This is a genomic window from Fibrobacterota bacterium (genome assembly GCA_019509785.1).
Classification (GTDB): Bacteria; Fibrobacterota; Fibrobacteria; order UBA11236; family UBA11236; genus Chersky-265.
Map to the genome: position 1 here is coordinate 79,693 of JAEKLQ010000043.1, position 18,513 is coordinate 98,205.

The 18,513-nt window shown below is 61.7% G+C and carries 19 protein-coding genes; 5 read left to right on the forward strand and 14 right to left on the reverse strand.

Annotation, left to right across the window (positions count from 1 at the left end; all coding sequences use genetic code 11):
* Nucleotides 1-147: 147 nt before the first annotated feature.
* From JF616_12920 to JF616_12935, 4 genes are all read right to left on the reverse strand, one after another.
* Complete coding sequence (locus tag JF616_12920) at nt 148-1,188, reverse strand: TonB family protein (protein ID MBW8888651.1); 1,041 nt, start codon at nt 1,186-1,188, stop codon at nt 148-150.
* The gene (locus JF616_12925) at nt 1,178-1,669 is read right to left on the reverse strand and encodes a biopolymer transporter ExbD (GenBank protein ID MBW8888652.1); all 492 of its coding nucleotides are present in this window, start codon (nt 1,667-1,669) and stop codon (nt 1,178-1,180) included. Before JF616_12925 ends, JF616_12920 begins: the two co-directional genes overlap by 11 nt.
* The gene (locus tag JF616_12930; GenBank protein MBW8888653.1) at nt 1,666-2,121 is read right to left on the reverse strand and encodes a biopolymer transporter ExbD; all 456 of its coding nucleotides are present in this window, start codon (nt 2,119-2,121) and stop codon (nt 1,666-1,668) included. Before JF616_12930 ends, JF616_12925 begins: the two co-directional genes overlap by 4 nt.
* A 74-nt stretch (nt 2,122-2,195) precedes the next feature.
* Nucleotides 2,196-2,870 (reverse strand): MotA/TolQ/ExbB proton channel family protein, encoded by a 675-nt coding sequence (locus tag JF616_12935; protein ID MBW8888654.1) that lies wholly within the window; start codon nt 2,868-2,870, stop codon nt 2,196-2,198.
* A 381-nt stretch (nt 2,871-3,251) separates the two neighbouring features.
* Here JF616_12935 and JF616_12940 point away from each other — a divergent pair, with 381 nt between their 5' ends.
* Nucleotides 3,252-3,710, forward strand: a complete 459-nt coding sequence (locus JF616_12940; protein MBW8888655.1) for a hypothetical protein — start codon at nt 3,252-3,254, stop codon at nt 3,708-3,710.
* A gap of 127 nt (nt 3,711-3,837) precedes the next feature.
* Here the strand turns inward: JF616_12940 and obgE are convergent, their stop codons facing one another.
* Entirely contained in the window at nt 3,838-4,833 is a 996-nt protein-coding gene (gene obgE / locus JF616_12945; protein MBW8888656.1) for a GTPase ObgE, read from the reverse strand.
* A gap of 243 nt (nt 4,834-5,076) precedes the next feature.
* Here obgE and JF616_12950 point away from each other — a divergent pair, with 243 nt between their 5' ends.
* Entirely contained in the window at nt 5,077-5,328 is a 252-nt protein-coding gene (locus JF616_12950; protein MBW8888657.1) for a helix-turn-helix domain-containing protein, read from the forward strand.
* A 90-nt stretch (nt 5,329-5,418) separates the two neighbouring features.
* On the opposite strand, the gene JF616_12955 is transcribed toward JF616_12950, so the two are convergent.
* A complete protein-coding gene (locus JF616_12955; protein MBW8888658.1) occupies nt 5,419-6,864 on the reverse strand; it encodes a sigma-54-dependent Fis family transcriptional regulator in 1,446 nt (481 codons plus the stop codon).
* 40 nt (nt 6,865-6,904) lie between these two features.
* Nucleotides 6,905-9,160 carry a hypothetical protein gene (locus tag JF616_12960; GenBank protein MBW8888659.1) on the reverse strand — a complete coding sequence of 752 codons (2,256 nt, stop codon included), beginning with the start codon at nt 9,158-9,160 and terminating at the stop codon, nt 6,905-6,907.
* Between the two features lie 124 nt (nt 9,161-9,284).
* On the opposite strand from JF616_12960, the gene JF616_12965 reads away from it, so the two are divergent.
* Nucleotides 9,285-10,205: a serine/threonine protein kinase gene (locus JF616_12965; GenBank protein ID MBW8888660.1), complete on the forward strand. Its 921-nt coding sequence runs from the start codon at nt 9,285-9,287 to the stop codon at nt 10,203-10,205.
* A gap of 74 nt (nt 10,206-10,279) precedes the next feature.
* Nucleotides 10,280-10,801 (forward strand): hypothetical protein, encoded by a 522-nt coding sequence (locus JF616_12970; protein MBW8888661.1) that lies wholly within the window; start codon nt 10,280-10,282, stop codon nt 10,799-10,801.
* Between the two features lie 39 nt (nt 10,802-10,840).
* Here the strand turns inward: JF616_12970 and JF616_12975 are convergent, their stop codons facing one another.
* The 6 genes from JF616_12975 to JF616_13000 all read right to left on the reverse strand — a co-directional run bounded on the left by JF616_12975 (nt 10,841) and on the right by JF616_13000 (nt 15,991).
* On the reverse strand, nt 10,841-11,179 hold the full coding sequence (locus JF616_12975) for a hypothetical protein (protein MBW8888662.1): 339 nt from the start codon (nt 11,177-11,179) through the stop codon (nt 10,841-10,843).
* 24 nt (nt 11,180-11,203) lie between these two features.
* Complete coding sequence (locus JF616_12980; protein ID MBW8888663.1) at nt 11,204-11,938, reverse strand: hypothetical protein; 735 nt, start codon at nt 11,936-11,938, stop codon at nt 11,204-11,206.
* 62 nt (nt 11,939-12,000) lie between these two features.
* A complete protein-coding gene (locus tag JF616_12985) occupies nt 12,001-12,648 on the reverse strand; it encodes a carboxypeptidase regulatory-like domain-containing protein (GenBank protein ID MBW8888664.1) in 648 nt (215 codons plus the stop codon).
* Nucleotides 12,645-13,484 carry a TIGR02147 family protein gene (locus tag JF616_12990; protein MBW8888665.1) on the reverse strand — a complete coding sequence of 280 codons (840 nt, stop codon included), beginning with the start codon at nt 13,482-13,484 and terminating at the stop codon, nt 12,645-12,647. Before JF616_12990 ends, JF616_12985 begins: the two co-directional genes overlap by 4 nt.
* Before the next feature lie 153 nt (nt 13,485-13,637).
* A complete protein-coding gene (map, locus tag JF616_12995) occupies nt 13,638-14,390 on the reverse strand; it encodes a type I methionyl aminopeptidase (protein MBW8888666.1) in 753 nt (250 codons plus the stop codon).
* A gap of 146 nt (nt 14,391-14,536) precedes the next feature.
* Nucleotides 14,537-15,991: a DEAD/DEAH box helicase gene (locus tag JF616_13000; protein MBW8888667.1), complete on the reverse strand. Its 1,455-nt coding sequence runs from the start codon at nt 15,989-15,991 to the stop codon at nt 14,537-14,539.
* 298 nt (nt 15,992-16,289) lie between these two features.
* Here JF616_13000 and JF616_13005 point away from each other — a divergent pair, with 298 nt between their 5' ends.
* Entirely contained in the window at nt 16,290-16,925 is a 636-nt protein-coding gene (locus JF616_13005) for an SGNH/GDSL hydrolase family protein (protein ID MBW8888668.1), read from the forward strand.
* Between the two features lie 22 nt (nt 16,926-16,947).
* On the opposite strand, the gene JF616_13010 is transcribed toward JF616_13005, so the two are convergent.
* The coding region (locus JF616_13010) for a class I tRNA ligase family protein (GenBank protein MBW8888669.1) at nt 16,948-18,513 on the reverse strand (1,566 nt) is incomplete at its 5' end.

Genomic DNA, 18,513 nt, shown 5'->3' on the forward strand with positions numbered 1-18,513 from the left:
TACATTCTGCACTACGCATTGCGCTTTTTTCATCTTGCATTCCGCTGGTACCATATCGTCACGATTATAACGCCCGGATCCGTCCCGGGTCCGCCTGGATTCGCTTCGAATCCGCCCAATCGAAGATCAGCTTGGGTCTGCGCCGGGTTAAGCCGGCCGGAAGACGAAGGGGGACTTCATCTCCACGGGCCCGCCGTTGGAGGGCGGGAATATCCAACGTTTGATGCGACGGAGCAGCTCCTCGGTGAAATCGGGATCATCCAAGGTGGTCTCCGAACCCAGCACGGATGCGCTGGAAACGGTGCCATCGTCCTCGATCACGATGAGGATGGTGATTTTCCCCTCCAGGGCGGGGTTGGATTTGAGACGTTCTTCGTAGAGTAAACTCACGGTGGCCTGCTTGCGGGCGATGAAGGCCGCCACGTCCGACGGGCTGCGGTTCCCGGTGAATTTGGCGGAACGATCCGTAGCGATCGGGGCCTCCAGGTTGGCCACGCCCATCTTCTTCCCGATATTGGATTTGGCCGTCGCGAAGCCTTTCACCACGTTATCGATGCCTTGGGCTTCCCCTTCCGCGTTCCTCCGCGCCGGAGCCGAGCCATCGCGGTTTACATTGCCCTTCTTGCCGTCGTACTTGGTCAGCCCCTCGATGCTGCCCAGGCGCGCATCCAAGTCGCCGAAGCCGGCGAAGCGGTCGCCCCCCTTGCCGCCCGGGGAGCGCCCGACCGTCTTCCCCGCGGTACCCGGCCCCTTGCCGGAGAGAATCGACAATACCGCGGCCTTGGTGATCCGTTCCTGCACTTGGGTGATCTGCTGGGTCACGGTCGCGCGCGACCGCTCGATGCGCGCCAACGCCGACGCGTCGCCCTTGCCCGCACCCGCGGCCCCGCGCGGCCGCCCGCCGCTCGTGCCCGCAACAGGTTCGGGTTTGGGAATAGGCTTGCCCGCCGGCTTCAATGGCATGATGATCTTCGCCACCCGCTCGGAGATTTGTTCCAAGGACGGTTTCTCTAGTTGGCTATAATCGATGCTGCGGATCCCCACCAGGACCAGGATGAACAGCAGCAAGCAAGCCGTGAAACTGGTGACGCCGGGAACGTCGATTTGATCGAACAGTCCGCCCCGGTACCCGGAGTCGGGTTTCGCCTTGGCGGGCTTTTGCTTTTCCTTGGTGGGGCTACTCGACATCTTTCTTACTCACGGCCAGGGAGAAGCTGCTGTAGCCGTTGGCCCCGCAGGTGGCGAGCACCTTCTGGAGCAAGAAGTAGGGGATAAGGCGATCGCCCTGGATGGTCAGCTTGCCCGTGAAGGTGACGTTCTTATCGTACTGGGCGATTTCCTCCGTCTGCTTGCGTTTGTCCTCGAGATAGCGGGCCAGGCCCGGGATGTCGGTGCCTTCCCGCCCCAGCTCCTCGTCCACCAAGGCCACCGGCGTGCCTTCCGCCATGATGTGCTTCCGGCTGATGGCGATATTGAGGGTGTTCTCCGGCTTGATCTTGGAACTGCTGATCGGCAACTCCAGGTTCTTCGCCGGCGTGATGATATCCCCTTCGGTCGAGAAGTTCTTCAAGAGGAAGAAAACCAGGACAGTGAGCACGTCCACCAGGGACGTCATCTGCGGCTTGGCCGATTCCACCGGAGGCCGGCGGCGCTGTCGTCCCGTCTTCACCGGTACACCCCGCCGGAAAGCAGGATGTTGGTGAACTTGTTCTCGCGCATCACGTCCATGGTGGTGATGATGTCCTGGTACACGATGGCCGAATCGATCAGCAGCACCACGTCCTCGGCGGAAGGGTATTCTTCCTTCAGCTTGCGCATGAATTGCCCCAGCCGCGGGTAGTCGTAATCCTTCGTGCCCTTGGGGATGGGATCGAGCTTACGGCCTTCGCCGATAATCTGGAATCCGTTCTCCGAGACCACCACGGTAATGTCGACCGAAGGCCCCTTCTGCGCCGAATCCGGACTGGCTTGGGACTGATCGCCTCCGCCGCCCGCTTGGGGCGGAAGGTTGAATTTGATCACCGCCAATTGGGTGAAGACCACCATGGTGACCAGGAAGGAAATCAGGATGATGAGCATGTTCATCATCGGCGTCATGTCCAGATCGATGGGCGTTCCCATGGCGGATCCGCCCTTGGACGCGATGCCGCCGCGATGTTTTCCCCCGCCCGGCGCCGGCCCGGAAACCCCTCCGCTCATCCCGGCTGTCCGGGATACGCGGTCCCTGCCGTGGGCTTGATGCCCGCCTTCCGTTGCGCGTTCATGAAGTTGACCATGCGCAGCACGGTCTCGTCGATTTGCTCCAGCAATTGGTTGGCCTTGGATCCCAGCCACGTGAAGGCGGCCATGCAGATCATCGCCGACATCAGCCCCAAGGCGGTGGCGTTCAAGGCCAGGGTGATGCCGCGCGCCAGGAGCTTGCTCTTTTGCGAGGGATCGGCGGACTCCAGCGCGGAGAAGGCTTCTTGCAATCCGAAGATGGTGCCCAGCAAGCCGACCAGGGTACAGAGGTTGGCCAACAGGCCCAGCCAATGGGTGCGCTTCTGCAAGCGGGGAACCTCGCGCAAGGAGACCTCTTCCAAGGCATCCTTGACCTCTTCGGGCGTGGCCGATTGCTCGTACTTCCAGATCCCGGCCTCCAGGATGAGCCCCAGGGGTGTACCGGTTTGGCTACACAATTTCCGGGCATCGGCCAGCTTGTCCTTGCGGATGAGGGAGGTCGTGTCGGCCAAGAGCTTCTTGGAATTGATCCGGCACTTGATGAAAAAGAACCAGACCCGCTCGCAAATGACCGAGAGCCCTAAACCCAACAAAGCCAGGATCAGGTACTCGACCGTGCCTCCTTCGTTGATGAATTTGGCGATTTTCATCAGGATTTCCATAAAACCTCTGGTTCCGCGGGACTGGGATGCAGGGGGATTATCGTATTTCATAGGATTCGGAAGCAATGAGACACGCCCAGGGAAGCGAAGGCAGGGGAGGAACTTACGGAGCTTTGACCGGGGCGGGGGAGAGGGTAAAGGGTACAGGGTTAAGGGTACGGGCGACGCTGCGCGCCGGTGGGGCCACCGTATAACCCTTTACCCTGTACCCTTTACCCTTAATCCCTTTTCTATTCCCAATCGGCAGGGGCCAAAATGCCAGTTTCGCTCTCTTTCCCCCGCCTTCCCTTGTGTAATTACGGCCTTGGCGGTATATTCCTACGCATCGGACTCGGCTTCCCTCCAGCCGGTTTTTTTAAGGAAGGATTTATGAAGAAGACCATCGCGTTTCTGTTCCTCGCATTCGCATCCATCGCCCTTGCCGGATCCAAGACTGAAACATCCACCGTCATCCGCATCAAGTCGGGCGGCGCCACCCTGTACAAGTCGGAAGCTTCGGACGCGGCGGACAAGGTTGCCGATCTCGGGACGGGCGACGAGGTCACCATGTTGAAGCAGGGCAAGGCCCGCTCGATGATCAAGACCAGCGGCGCCATCAAGGGCTGGGTCGACAACAACACCTTGGAAAAGGTCAAGGTCACCAGCGGCGGTTCCCATAACCTGAAGGACGTGGAAGTCGTGGGCTGGCTCGACAATCCGTCGGCCGTGTACATCTTGGACAACAGCAACCCGGATCTGAACGCGCTTCCCTTGGATCGCGATTTCACCAAGGAAATCGTGGAAAAGAAGGATCGCGAAGAGGTCGAACGCACCTACGACGAGAACTGAGTACGGAAAGACACAGAGGCGGCCGGGCGGGACCCGGTGCCGCCGACGGGAAGGGCCTCTTCGGGGGTCCTTTTTCGTTTGCCCCCTTTCTCGTGTAATGGGCCCCTTGGGAGGGGCCCTCAACGGGCTACCACCCTTGCTTGCGGATCCCCTTTTCGCCGATCATGGACCGGATCCCTTCTTTAAGCTCCGGCAAACCCGATCCGGTAATAGCCGAGGTACGGAGGATGGGGCAAGCCTCCGCTTCGAAGCGAGGGTCGATGGGGAAATCGCCCAAGTCCTGCTTGTTTAGGACGAACATTTTGGGCTTTTGCAGCAGCAAGGGATGGAATTTTTCCATCTCGGCCCGTAGCACCAGGTACTGGCCAAACGGATCCTCAACGCTGGTATCGATGACGTAGGCCAGGCAAGCGCAGCGCTCCACGTGCCGCAGGAATTGATGACCCAGACCCTTGCCTTCGGCGGCACCTTCGATGAGACCCGGTATGTCGACCAGTACGTAGCTCTTACCGGGAGCGACGTTGACAAGGCCGAGGACGGGCTTCAAGGTCGTGAAGGGATAGTCGGCCACCTTGGGGGTGGCGGCGGAAAGCCGTCGGATGAGGGAGCTCTTTCCGGCGTTCGGGAAGCCCACCAGCCCGCAATCGGCCACCAGCTTAAGCTCCAATTGGAGCTTGCGGGATTGACCGGGATCCCCCGGAGTGGACTTGCGTGGCGCGCGGTTGGTACTGCTCTTGAAAGCGGCATTTCCAATGCCCCCCCGGCCACCCTGGGCCACCACGCATTCTTGGCCCTCTTCCTTCAAATCGCTGATCAAATCGCCCGTTTCCAGGTCTTTCACCAGGGTGCCCACCGGCACGGGGAGGCGGATATCCCCGCCGTTCTTGCCCGTACACAGCGACGGCTCGCCTTTGCCTCCGTCGTCGGCCCTGAAGATGCGTTTGTTGCCGATATCGTACAGGGTATGAATGTCGTGGCTCGCGACCAAGATCACATGGCCGCCGCGCCCCCCATTGCCCCCACTCGGCCCTCCGAGGGGAACGAACTTTTCCCGGCGGAAACTGACCATTCCCTTGCCGCCATGGCCGGCATGGGCCTCAAGCTTGGTTTCATCTATGAACATGGGGCAAAGGTAGAAAACCGTCCAAGACGCAAAGCGTGTGCCATCGAATCGCCCCTTTTAGCCTTCCGGTCCGATCAGCCCTTGCGGCCGGGCGTAACGCCGGAGGGACGGCGATACGCATGAATTGTGCGTACCTGTATTCACTTCAGGATCTTGAGGGGCGTGATCCTCGTTGTTAACTTAATCGCATTCATGGCGCCCGGACGCTGCCGGCTGAACACACCAAAGAGGGAGTTGCCAAGGATGTCCAAGAAAAAATTCGTCACGACCGGAGAGATTGCCCGGATCTGCGAAGTAAGCCCGAAGACGGTGATCGCCTGGATCGAGCGCAAGCAACTGCGCTCCTTCCGCATAGGGAGGGGTCCCCGCAAAGTTACCCTCGCCGATTTGTACGAGTTCCTGGGATCCCGGAATTTTCCGATCGCCTCCCTGGAAGATTTGTCCCGCCTGCTCGAGGAGCATTCCGTCCGGGCGGAGTTGGTTCCCGCGATCTAAAGGGTACGAACCCTGAAGTCCCGATCGACTAATTGAATGCTCGGCTTCGGCCGAGCCGCGCGGTAAGGGCCCGGCCGCGCGACTAGTCGCTTAACCTTTCCCGACCAGGCTCGATCCATCCCGTTGGTCCGCGTCGGCGCCGCTTTTCCTCAATTCCCGGCTATTGATCCCGAGTTTCTTCATCTTGTTGTGCAAGGCCGTCCGGGTGATTTCCATGGCCTTGGCCGCGTCCGATACGTTCCATTCGCTGGCTTGCAGGCGCGCCAATACGAAATCGCGTTCCACCTTGCGTAGATGGCTCTTTAAGGCGGGGTAGGTTTCCTTATCGAAGGCCTGCACCGGCAGCGCGCCGGCCGAGGCGGTCCCGGACTTCAGGTAGCCTTCCACTTCGGAGCGCGCGATGAACGGCCCCTTCGCGAAGGAGATCGCGCGTTGCAGGATGTTTTCCAATTCGCGGATATTGCCGGGGAACCCGTACTGCATCAGGAGCTCCAAGGCCCCGTCGCTCATGCCCACCTTGGACGCGTTCCGTTTCTGATGCTTGGCGAGGAAGTGCCGTACCAGCAGGGGTACGTCCTCGATCCTGTCCCGCAGCGGCGGCAGGCTGATGGGAATCACGTTCAGCCGGTAGTAGAGGTCCTCGCGGAAATGCCCCGACTTGATGCCTTCCTCGAGGTTGCGATTGGTCGCCGCGATGACGCGCACGTTCACGTGCCGCACCTTATTCTCTCCGACGCGGCGGAATTCGCCCTCCTGCAAGACCCGCAGCAGCTTGGTTTGGCTGCGCAAGGGGATATCCCCGATCTCGTCCAGGAAAAGGGTGCTGCCGTCGGCCACTTCGAATAGTCCTTCGCGATCGGCGACGGCGCCCGAGAAGGCGCCCTTGGCGTGGCCGAACAACTCGCTTTCGATCAGGCCGTCCGAGATAGCGCAGCAATTGACGATGACGAAGCTATGCGTGGGGGCGGCCGCCTCGGCGCTATAGATGGCGCGCGCGACCAGTTCCTTTCCGGTTCCGCTCTCGCCGCTGATGAGAACCGTGCCCCGCGAATGGCGGGCCTTTTCGATGAGCCGGAACACCTCTTCCATGGGCTCCGAGGTCCCGATGATATTGTGGGTGGCTTGCCCGTCGATGGGCAGCTTGGCCAAGGCCCCGGTCTTCGCGCGCGCGCCCTTCTCGAAGGTTTTGGCGAGGGCGGCGTGCAATTGATCCGGATTAACCGGCTTGAGCAGGTAATCGTCCGCGCCGATGACCTGGGCCTTGCGGGCCACGTCGTAACTGCCGTGGGCGGTAAGGATGAAAACCGGGAGACCGGGTTGGGATTGCTTCACGCGGCGGACCAATGCGAACCCGTCGATTCCCGGCATGACCAGATCGGTGATGACCAGCTCGAACCGGCGGCGCCCCAGCTGTTCCAGGGCTTCCTCCCCGTTCTGCGCCAGGTGCACGTCGTAATTGGCCGCGGCGAGGATATCCTTCAGATAGAAGGCGGTGATCTTTTCGTCGTCCACTACCAGGATGGAGGGCTTGTCCATTTTCCGATCCGCATTCCCGAGTCCGGAGGCGCCGGCGTGGTTACGCCGCCGCTTGCCAGGATCTCACCAACTCGGCATACAACTTAGGATAAGTTCCCGCCGTCTCCTTATCGAAACCGGCCACGCCCACCCGCGGCCGGATGGTAAGGCGTGCGCCATCGGGCAGGGCCACTTGCCGGCCCATCGAATCCGCCAGCTTGCGTAGGATGGCGGAAACCGCGTCCAGGGGGGTCATGGGAAGAACCACCAGGATGCGGTTGAAGGACAGGTAGCCGACGAAATCGGATTCGCGCAGGTTGCGGCGCAGATCCCCGATCAAAACGTTCTGCAAGCCGCGAAGGGCGTCGCCTTGCGTTTCGAAGGCGGCCTTGTCTTCGGGCAGGCCGTGGAAGGAGATCAACATGGCGCTGAAGGGAAGATTGTAGCGGGATGCCCGGCTGATCTCGCTCTTGACGAAGAAGTCGAGCACGGCTTTGACGTAGACGCCGGCGGGCAGATCCTTGGAGGCGGCTTTCTCGCGCCGCGAAGCCATCTCCTGGCGCACCTTCTGCATCACCTGGCCGCCGGCTTCGCGGGCCAGGGCCTCGGCATCGAGCCCATCGCGGGCCCGGCCCATCACGTCTTCCATTTCCTTCTCGTCCCCGAACATTTCCAGCAGGAATTGGATCTTTTCCGATTCGTTCACGCCGGCCGCCCCTAATTGGGCCATGGCGGCTTTGCCTTTCAAATCGTTCAGGGAGTTCTGCATGCGCAGACGCAACTTCTGTTGGCCCATGAGCCGCATCTCTTCCGGGATGCCTTTGTCCTTGAGCTTCTGGTTGACCTCCGCTTCCATCTGCTGGAGCATGGAGCCGAGCTTTACGGCTTCGCGGGGATTGGCCAGGATGCGCTCCTGGGCGGCTTCGCCGGTCTTTTCCACGTAGTCGGCGAGCGAATTGATGAGTTCTTCGGCCGAACCTTCGCGGTTAGACTTGCGCGCCTCGCTGGCCAATAAGATCAACTGGGCGGCCTGGCGGGGATTCTCCTGGAGCTCCTGCAGCAGCTCTTCGTGGCTGACGCCCAGGCTTTCGCCGGCTTGCAAGAACTCCTGATAGCTACGATCGGTACCCATCAGGGTATTGAGTTCGGCCAGCAGATTGAAGAACTCCATCAACGGCACTCCTTGCCGGACCAGGGCGGCGCGGAATACGGTCAGGACCTGTTGCAGCAAGGTGCGATCGGGCACGATGCGCTGGACCACCTGGGCCATTCGCTTGGGGTTGCCCTTGCACTTGTTGTATTCCTCCATGACCAGTTGGGCCGCGGTCTGCACGAACACGTCGTCCGCGGCCTCCGCCAGCTTCCCGCCGTCCGAGGCTTTGCCTTCCGTCGCCCGCCCGTTGGAGCCGTTACCCGGATTGCCGTTGAGGCCTCCCGATAGATGCTGGGCCAGCCCCTGCTGGGCTTTCACCGCCTTGAGCAGTTCGGTGCGCATGGAATACATGCCCGCCAGCAAATCCTCGAGAGGTACGCCGTTCTGGCCGGCTTCGGTCCGGAACGCGCCCACCACGTTGATGAGGCTTTGCCGGAGTGTCTCGGCTTCCTGACCGGGATTGGCCGTCGCGTTCTTGAGGATGGCATCGGGAATGGCCGTGGGATTCTCGAGCGTCCGCAAAAGGCTCAGGTTGGCGTTCATCTCCCGCGCGGTGAGATGACCCAGGACGACGCGCATGGCCGCATCGTCGAAGGCGCTGGTGCGGCCCGCGTCGCCGGGAAAGACCCCGTCCGCCACCTCCATAGGCGGCCCGGCGGGCCGGGAAGACCCTGCGGCTACGACTTCATCGCCTTCCTTGACCGTCTTCAAAACCACGTTATTGACGTTGAAGCAAGTGACGCCTTGGTTGGAAAGGTAAGCCAGGAAGCGCATGGGATCGGCATGCGTCAGGCTGCACGCGTCCAGGAAGCGCGCGAACGCCTTCAGGGAAACGGGCGTAGTGATGGTGATGGATTCGATTCCGAAGCGGCGCAGGTGATCGGCGAACTTGCGGTTGTTCGGCGCGTAAACCAGGTCCACGTGCCCGATGTAATACCCGAATTCCTGGAAGAGCAGGGAAAGCGATTCCGATGAACCCAGGCATTTCCGCAAGGCCTCGTAAGCCCGGGGGATAAGCTCTTGCGAAGCGGGATGATCGAAGGCATAGGCTACCGTACGCTGGTAGAACAGATTGAGCAGCCGGACCAGGGTATCAGCTTCGACGCGGCTGAATCCGGAGCCTTGCTGGCCGGGGCCATTCTGGCCCTTGGAATCTTGGTTCATGGGTTCCCGTTATTTTAGCCTTTTCCGACTCCGGCGGCCACATGCGGCTTGGGGGCGGACCCCCGGGCTGGTTCCATCGGCGGAACGCGCCTTCGAGGCTCTGCCCATGGTATAATTCCCGGGAATGTCGATCCCTCCGAGCCTGCCCGATTTGACCGGCCTGACCCTGGGAACCGTTACCTTGCTGCAAAAGATCGGCGAAGGCAGCATGGGCGTCGTTTATCGGGGATTCCAGAATACCTTGAGCCGGCCGGTGGCGGTGAAGGTGGTCTTCCGCAACCGGCTCAACAAGCTGTTCACTTCCGAACGGTTCCGCCAAGAAGCGGAGGTGGTGGCGAACCTGCTCCATCCGAACATCGTCACGATCTTCGAATTCGGCGAACAGCCCGATTACATGTACTTCGTCATGCAATTGGTTGATGGGGTTAACCTTTCCGCCTGGCTCAAGCAGAAGAAGAAACATCCCTTGCCCAAGAAGCGCCTGCCTTCCATGGACGACTTGTTGCGGGTGGCCGAGCAAGCCTTGGAGGTGCTGGTCTTCGCCCATGGGGAAGGGGTCATCCATCGCGACATCAAACCCGAAAACCTGATGTGGGTGGAGAAGACGCGCAAGGTGATGGTGGCCGACTTCGGGCTGGCGGCCGTTTACCACACCGTTTACGACGAAGAGAAAGCCTTTATCCTGGGTTCGCCTCTCTACGTTTCGCCGGAGCAGGCGCGCGGCGATGCGGTGGACGGCCGCGCGGATCTGTTCTCGCTCGGCTGCGTTCTGCTCGAATTGAGCTTGGGTTTCCTGCCGGTGAAGGTGGAACGGCCCGAGCGCATCTTCCAGACCCGGGCCAAGGAAAGCCCGGACATGTTCACGGGCATGGCCCGGGACCTAAGCGCGGCGGTGCCGCGGGCCTGGAGCGATTTCATGTCCAAATCCCTGGTGCCTAAACGCGAGCAGCGCTTTCGCGACGCGGAGGAAATGCTGGCCGCCATGCGCGCCATCGCCCCGGGGCTGCGGGCGGCGGACAAGGAAAGCTCCGTTCCCGGAACATGATGCCGTTCCGATTTTTATAAATTTACCTGGGCACTTGTCCTTTACTTGACCGCTTGTCCTAAAGGGGAAACGCGATGGCCTTCGAGGGCTCCGAGACGGAAAAGCACGATCTCCTGGAGGGCTTGCTAAAGGGCCTGCGCGAGGACGATATCATCGTCTTGGATCAGTTCACCGGGTACCAGAATTCGGCAGCGCCTTTTTTCGATAAGGTGGAGGTCGCCCATGAGTTCCTCGATCTGCTGACCTTCAAGATCAAGGAATCCAAATCGCGGATGAACAAGGAGGTCCTGGCGCAATTCTCCCTGGCCTTCCTCCGCCAGACCATCCGCACCTACGGATACAACCCTAAGTTCGTCGCGACCCAGGCCAAGGCCCTCATCACCTATTACCAGAACCAGAAGAGCCTCGACAAGGCCATCGAGGTTTGCGAGTTCCTCATCCTGCAAGGCATCACCGATGACGATGCCAAGGGCTTCCACGTACGCCTGGACGAGCTCTACCGGCTCAAGCGGAAGATCGAGGAAAAGGGCGGGGACGTTAGCGGGATTTCCTTCCCCACCGCCGACGACGACGAAGACGATTCCGACGCGGGATAACGCTTCCGATTGAGCGGCGCCCCGCGCCGCCCGCCGACTTCAGGGCATCACGGCCAATCCCATCAGGAACGAAACCAGGTTACAGGCGAAGGACAGCGCCAGCGCCCGCGCCGGTCCGGCGGGGAGCGCCAGCGCCAGTATGCCCGCCTCGACCAGGGTCACCGCCGGTTCGCCGATCGCCATGAGCGCGTGCCGGTCCTGCACCCAAGCCGGGAGGACGAACCACAGGTAGGGTAGGGTTGCCGAAGAGCAGAGGATTCCGCAAGCCAGTACCCGGCCCGTGGACGGGGGAGTACCGCCTCGCCTGAACAGGCGGGTCACGCCCCACAGCACCGTCGTTTCGATCGCCACCGTCAGGCCTAGGGCCTGAAGGAACATTCCTTCATACCGCATCCCCGTGATTCAGCGCTTTCCGAGATCGAGCCGTGCGCTTTGCGTCCAGCCACGCCCCTGCGCCGACACGAGATAGCGGCCCGCGGCCATCGCCGGCAAAGCCAGGATCTGGGCCTCACCCGAGACCGCTACGCGGTGTTGGGCCCAGGCCCGCCGTCCGCCCGCGTCGAAGAGGCTGACGGAGGCGATACCGCTATGTTGCGGTACCCAAATCAAGGCGCGGCCATCCGCTGCGAGGCGCGCCATCGGCGCCGCTGCGACCGGGGCGCGCAAGGCGGTGGCGCCGGGCGCAACCTCCTGCTTGGATCCGTCCTGGTGGGTTTGGAGGATCGCATGCAAGGCGACCTTCTCGGCCGATGCCCCTTCCAATTGGTACTCATAGGTTTCGGAGATCAAGGTGCTGGTGTTGGAAACCCACTGCGATTGGGCCTCAACCTTGCCCTGGATCATAACCTTTGCGCTGGTATCCGATGCCTCGGCGGCGTAGAAATCGATCTCGTCGAGCTTGTAACCGGTGATCTTCGCTTGCACTCCCGTTCCCATGCGCGTGGTCGCGACCGGTGTGGTTTCGTTGCCGGGAAAGAATTCGAGGGCGGAGAACGCCAGGGCCGGGTAATCCCCCGTGTTGACGATGGTTACGGTGCGGGGAACGAGATGGGAATCGGGCGGCAGGATGTCCGCGTGCGCGGACCAGGCCGTGGCCGCGGCGAAGCATAGGGATTTAACGAAGCATGAGGAATTCATGACTACTCCAGGGTTGGATGGGTTTAGAAATACGGGCGCGACCGCCCCGGTTTAAAGCGAGATCACCAAGTCGAGCTTTCGCCTGAACGGATTTGCACCAGGGCGGAATCCCGTCTCGTTTCTCCTCCGCATGTCGCGCTCGGCGCGCAGGTCGTCGTGCTCCAGGTTTTCACGACGGTGTATTCGCCGGCCGGCATTCCCTTTAATTCGAAGTGGTTCAGGCTATCGGCTTGGGCGAAGAAGGGCGTGCCGGGCGCGTAAGCGAATGCCGGGTAGCCCGGCGTGGATTCCGGGATCGTCCCGGACAGGGTTCCGGTCGGTTCCAGGGGGGCGCTGTCGCTCGCGTTCGCCTCGGCCGGTACCGTGAGTTCGGTGAGCAAGGCGGCCTTTCCGTTCGCGCGATGGCGCGCCAGAAGCTGGTAACGGCCGGGAGGCAGTTCGGCGAAGGTAAACGCGCCGGTGGAGTCGGCGGTGACGGCCTTCGCGAAACCCAGATTCGCCTGCGGGAGGAAATCGACGGAGTAGAGTTCCAAGCTATTGCCGGAATCCGTGCGGCCGGTGATGGCGTTCGGTCCCGCCGTCGCTTCTACCTTCTCTTCCTTTACCCCTACGGTCTCGGAGCTGGTCCCGCCGTCGCAGCCGCCCAAGCCCGCGGCAGCCAGGAGCAAGCCGAGCGAGCCGAACAGGATCCATCGATCCGAAAACTTCATGCGGCCGCTCCCGTGCCGTAAGCGGCGCTGAGCGGAAATACCTGCATGTTCACCTGGTAGACCCGGCTGGCGGTCTCCGAGGCTTCGGCCAACTCGCCGATGCGGCGCCGGGCCTCGGCCAGGATGTCCTTGACCATCGGAAGCAGCTCGGGAGCGATGCCGATCGTCATGGTGGAGAATTCGCGATCGGGCTTGGCGAACCGATCCATCGCCTCCATGGCCAAGCGCAAGGTTTGCTGATGGAACAAGTCCACTTGCAAGGCCGAGGCCTTGCGCCCCGTGGTGATGGCCGCCGCGGCCACCTTCAAGGCACCGTCCGGGCCGGGTTCGACCAGCCCCAAATCCGAAAGCAGCTTCACCGACTTCTGCGCCTCTTGGGCGGTGAGGGGCGGCCGCAGGGCGGCGCCCAGGGCGGCATAATCGTCGCGGAATGGAGCGATGGCGAGCAAGGCGCGGATAACGCTGTGGTGCCATGCCGAATAGAATCCGTATTGGGTCTCACGCACCAATTGGGGATCGGAAAGGCGCGCCATGGCTTGGAGCTTCAGGAATCCCGATTGGCGATCCCCTGCGCCCTTGGCTTGGTTGAATTCGACTAGGGCGAGGAAGTAACGGGATTGCAGGCCCGTATGTCCCAGGGCTTTGGAGAGCTTATCGGCCGAGGCCTGGGAGAGTCCCTTGCGGCCTTGCAGCAAGGACGTAAGCCAGGAAGTGGATTGCATGCCCGCCCGCAACGCGAACCACCGGTTGGAGCAAGGCAGCCCCTTTTTCTTGCGATCATCGACCACGTCCCGCAAATAGGCGCGGTAATCGGTATAGGCGGTGAGCGGCTTCATAGGGGCCCGTTCCTGCGCTGCGGGTGCATACCGAAAGTATACTCCCGATGCGGCCGGGCCGATGGATGCGGAAGGGTGACGCTTAAGGATTCCGCGTTCCCGGGAGAGCGTCGGACGGCCTGTGGCGGCGGATTCCGCCGCTTCCTGGGGGAATCACAGGAACTTCGTGAGGACCTCGGGCCCGTTCCGGGTCATTGCCACGGTGTGCTCGAACTGGGCCGAGAGCTTGCCGTCCCGGGTGAATACCGTCCAGCCGTCTTCGGCGACATAGACGTCCGGGCTGCCTTCGTTGATCATGGGCTCGATCGTGAACACCATGCCCTCGGTGATTTTCTGCCCGCGGCTGCCGGAGCGGTAATGCAGCACCATGGGATCTTCATGGAAGCCGCGCCCGATGCCATGTCCGCAGAACTCGCGCACCACCCCGTAACCGAACTCGTCGGCCAGGTCCTGGATGGCCGCGCCGATGTCGCCGAAATGGTTCCCGGGGTAGGCCACCGCGATGCCTTCTTCCAGGCAACGGTAGGTCACGTCCACCAGCTTCTTGGCGCTGGCGGAGGCTTTGCCGACGAAGACGGTCTTGCTGGTATCGCCATGATAGCCGTTCAAGGTGCAGGTGACGTCGATATTGAGGATGTCGCCGTCCTTGAGAACCGTCTTGCCGGGAATGCCGTGGCAGACCACGTTGTTCACCGAGGTGCAAACGGATTTGGGGAACCCGTGGTAGTTCAACGGCGAGGGATAAGCGCCCTTCTTCACGGTATAGTCGTGCACGAAGCGATCGAGGTCGTCGGTGGTCATCCCCGGCTTCACGATTTCCTCGGCGCGGGCCAGGATTTCGGCGGCCAGATTGCAGGCCTCCCGCATGAGGCCGATTTCTTTCTCGGTCTTGATCTTAATGGCCATATAACCCCGGATTTCCGTGCAATTTACAAAATAATACCTCATGGACCGCCTGAGGGGCGGCCGGCGGCCGGGCCCTCGTTCCGTTTGGGAATCTAAGCGGGAATAATCGGGGAAATGCGACGGCCCGGGGCTTCCGGGCCGCCTCATCAACGCCTGGGGCCCGCGCCTTCTTCGGAAGGTTCGTCTTCCCGGGGGAGCGGTTCCGTCAATCCCGTGAAATGGGTCCAATAGAACTTGTGCAACATCATGCCCAGCACCTGCTTCTCGTCATCGGAACTGATGAGCGATTCCAGCAGCGGAATCATCCGGTTCGCGCCCGCCAAGTCGTTCTGCTTGAGCTGGCGGAATTCCTGCTCGAGGTAGACCGTGGTGCGTTCCTGGATTATGGCCGCCAATTGCGCGTCCGACTTGAGGGTCTTCTTCACGAAGGGGATGTCGAACTTGGCTGCGGTGTTCTTGAGGGCAATCTCTTCCACCAGCCCCACGATGGAGATCGCTTGGCCCGATGCGCCCGCGCGGGCGGTACGGCCGGCGCGATGCACGTACACTTCCGGATCGTCCGGATGATCGTACATGAAGACGTGGGACAGGTTCTGGATGTCGATGCCCCGCGCGGCCACGTCGGTGGCCACCAGGAACCGGATTTCGTTGTTCTTGAGATCCTTCATCACCTTCTGGCGCTGCTTCTGGTTCACTTCGCCGGAGATGAGGCCCACCTTGAAGCCGCGGGCCCGCAGGTATTCGTGCACGTAGGCCGTATCGCGCCGGGTATTGCAGAAGACGATGGCCGATTCGGGGTTGGTCTCTTCGATCAGGCGCAGTATGGTCCGATCCTTCTCATGGGGCTCGCATACGTAGTAGATATGCTCCATGTTGGATACGGAAATGTCGGTGGGGCAAAGCGAGAGGAATTTCGGGGCGCGCATGAATTCCTGCGCCAGGCGTTTCACGTTCACCGGCATGGTGGCCGAGAACATGTAGGTACAGCGATCCTTGGGCAATAGGCTGTGGATGCGCTTCATGTCCGGATAGAAGCCCATGGATAAAAGCTCATCGGCCTCGTCCAGGACCAGATCGCGGATGGATTTGAGGTTGAGGTTGCCGTTGATGATATGATCGAGCAAGCGCCCGGGCGTGCCCACCACGATGTGCACGCCGCGTTTGAACGCGTCCAATTGCGGGCCGTAGGCCACGCCGCCGTATACGGCCACCGAGCTGATGCCCATGGGTTCGCCGAACTTGACGGTCTCTTCGTAAACCTGCAAGGCCAGCTCGCGGGTGGGAGTCATGATTAAGACCTGGGGGGAACGATGGCTCTTCTCGATCACCTGCAGCAGGGGCAGCACGAAGGCGCCCGTCTTGCCCGATCCGGTCTTGGACTGGACGATGATGTCCTGGGCGTTGAGGATATACGGGGTCGCCTTCTTCTGGACCAACATGAGGTCGCTCCATCCGTTCGAGCGGATGACGTCCTGCAAGGCGGGGGAGAACTGGTCGAAGGTGAAATCCGGGAGGGGAGGGTTCGGCTCGATGATGCGAACGGAAGGCTGATCGTAGGGGCTTTTTGCTTCGGGAACCGAATCCGGTGTGGAATCGCTCATCCTGGGTAACCAATCGGGTTAAGGTAAGTATCGTGGGAAACGTGGGAAATCTAGAAAACTGCGGCTCGGGTGCATGCCTGGCTCTGGGGTAGACCTGCGTCCGTCGCGGGGTGCGGGAAGGCTCGGACAAGGCGTTTCCCGGGTGTGGGTCGATGCTCCGTCCGGCGCGGCGATGCCCGCAATTTGGATGTCCGTTCTTGGCTGCTGTGCGGGCTTTCGATGGGTGGGGTGGAATAGCTATTGTTTTCCCCCGGTTGGCGCCCCTCTAAAACGAGTGGCGTAACGACTGGGAGAACTCATGAAACACGTGCTTTGCTTTGGGGATTCCAATACCTGGGGCTATATCCCGGGGACGGAAGGGGAGCGGTTTCCTTTTGAGGAGCGTTATCCGGGGATCCTGCAGGGCCGTTTGGGGGCGGGGATACGCGTGCATGAGGAGGGGTTGAACGGCCGTATGACCGGTTGGGACGATCCGCTTTGTCCCGATCGGAATGCCTTGAAGCAAATCGCGGCCGTATTGGAAACCCATCGTCCCTTGGATATGATCGTCGTGATGCTGGGGACCAATGATCTCAAGCGATTCATGCGCCTGGAAGCGGTGGACTGCGCCCTGGCCCTGGATGGCTTGATCGAAGCCATCGAGGGGGCCCCCTGCGGCCCATCCGGAGGGCGGCCGGCTTTGCTGGTGGTGTCCCCTCCCCACGTGGTGGAAACGCCGACGCCGTTCGGCCGGAAGTTCGACGGGGCGATCCCGAAGTCCCATGCCTTCGCGGCCGCTTACGCGGAAATCGCCGCGCAACGCAAATGCCTTTTCCTCGATGCCGCCCCCGTGGCGCGGGCCTCGGCGCGGGACGGGATCCATCTCGACAAAGAGGCGCATCGGCAGCTGGCCGAAGCGGTGGCGGGGATCGTGAAAAACGCCCTGGACGCCTGAGGTTCGGCGCGCGGAACCTGGCTCAGTGGACTACGGTCCCGTCCGGGGCTTGCGCCTGGATGGGGCCTTTCGGGCTTCGCAGCGCCTGGCCCTTATAGGCCACCCAGCCGCCGACCACCGACAAAGGGGCCTTGTCGAACTCCTTTAGGGTCAAATCCGCCTTGGGCGTAAAGGGGAGATCGGGCAGGCGCACATCGTCCCCGGGTGCTCCCGTCAGGGGATCGACGGGTGCGAGTTTACCGCCCTCGGCTTCCGCGGCCAAGAGCATGCCTTGGCTCTCCACGCCCCGCAAGTTGGCGGGCTTCAGGTTATAGACCACCACGACCTTGCGTCCCAATAGATCATCCTTGGGGACGTGCTTCTTCAAGCCGGCGCAGATGGTTCGTTCCTCGGCGCCGAGGCGGATCTTGAGTACGTAGAGCGAATCCGCATTGGGATGGTCTTCGATGCTTGCCACCTCGGCCACCTTGAGGTGGACCAAGGAGAAGGGATCGGCGGGGGGGGCGCCTTTGGCTGGGCCCGCGCCCGGGCGAGCCGATATCCCGGAGGTATCGTTGGCTTCGCCAGCGGCGATGCGGCCCTCGATCTGAATGCGCGGGAACAGGTTCACGCCTTCGCCCAGGGGCCGGGAATAATCCCATGCGCCCCAACGGAGCGCCGAAGTTTCCGGAGTGGCGCCCAAGGCCGCCAGGGCCTCTTCCATCTTGGCGGGCATCACCGGATGCAGGAGCGAGAAACCGATGCGAAGGGCCTCGGCGGCATGGTACAGGACGCCATTGAGCTTGACCTTGCCGGCCTCGCCTTCCTTGGCCAGCTTCCAGGGGGCCTTCACTTCCAGGTAGCGATTGACCGAGCGGATCAACTGCAGGACGTCTTCCACGGCGAAGGAGAGCTTGAGCGCTTTGACCTTGTCGAGGGCGGCGGATATGGCGCTGGCGGCGCCCGCAACCAGGGCTTTTTCCTCGTCGCCTTCCGCGGCTACCGGGGAGAGCCGTTTATCGAGCCCCGTCGCGGCCAGCTTAAGGATTCGGCTGAGGCCGTTGCCCACGTCGTTGGCCAAATCGGAATTGATGCGGCCGATCAGGGCCGCTTCCGTGAAGGATGCGTCCTGGCCGACGACCATCTCGCGGATGAGGAAGTAGCGTAGGGCGTCCACGCTGTATTTATCCTTCATGGCCCAGGGATTGATGACGTTCCCCGTGGTCTTGCTCATGCGCGCGTTGTCCACCAACCACCAGCCGTGGGCCAGGATATGCTTGGGCAACGGCGCGTCCACCGCTTTGAGAAGGGTGGGCCAATAGACGGCGTGGGTGGTGAGGATGTCCTTGCCGATCAGATGGTAATCGGCGGGCCAGATGGGGCTTCCGTCGGGAAAGGTTTTCCCATCCACGGCCGATTGGTAATTGAAGAGCGCGTCGACCCAGACGTAGGCGACGAAGTCCGGAGCGAAGGGCAAAGTGATGCCCCAAGAGAGCCGGGATTTAGGACGGCTGATGCAAAGGTCGTTCAGGGGCTGGCGCAGGAAGCCCAGCACCTCGTTGCGCCGGAAATCCGGCAGGATGAAATCGGGATTGGCTTCGATGTGCCC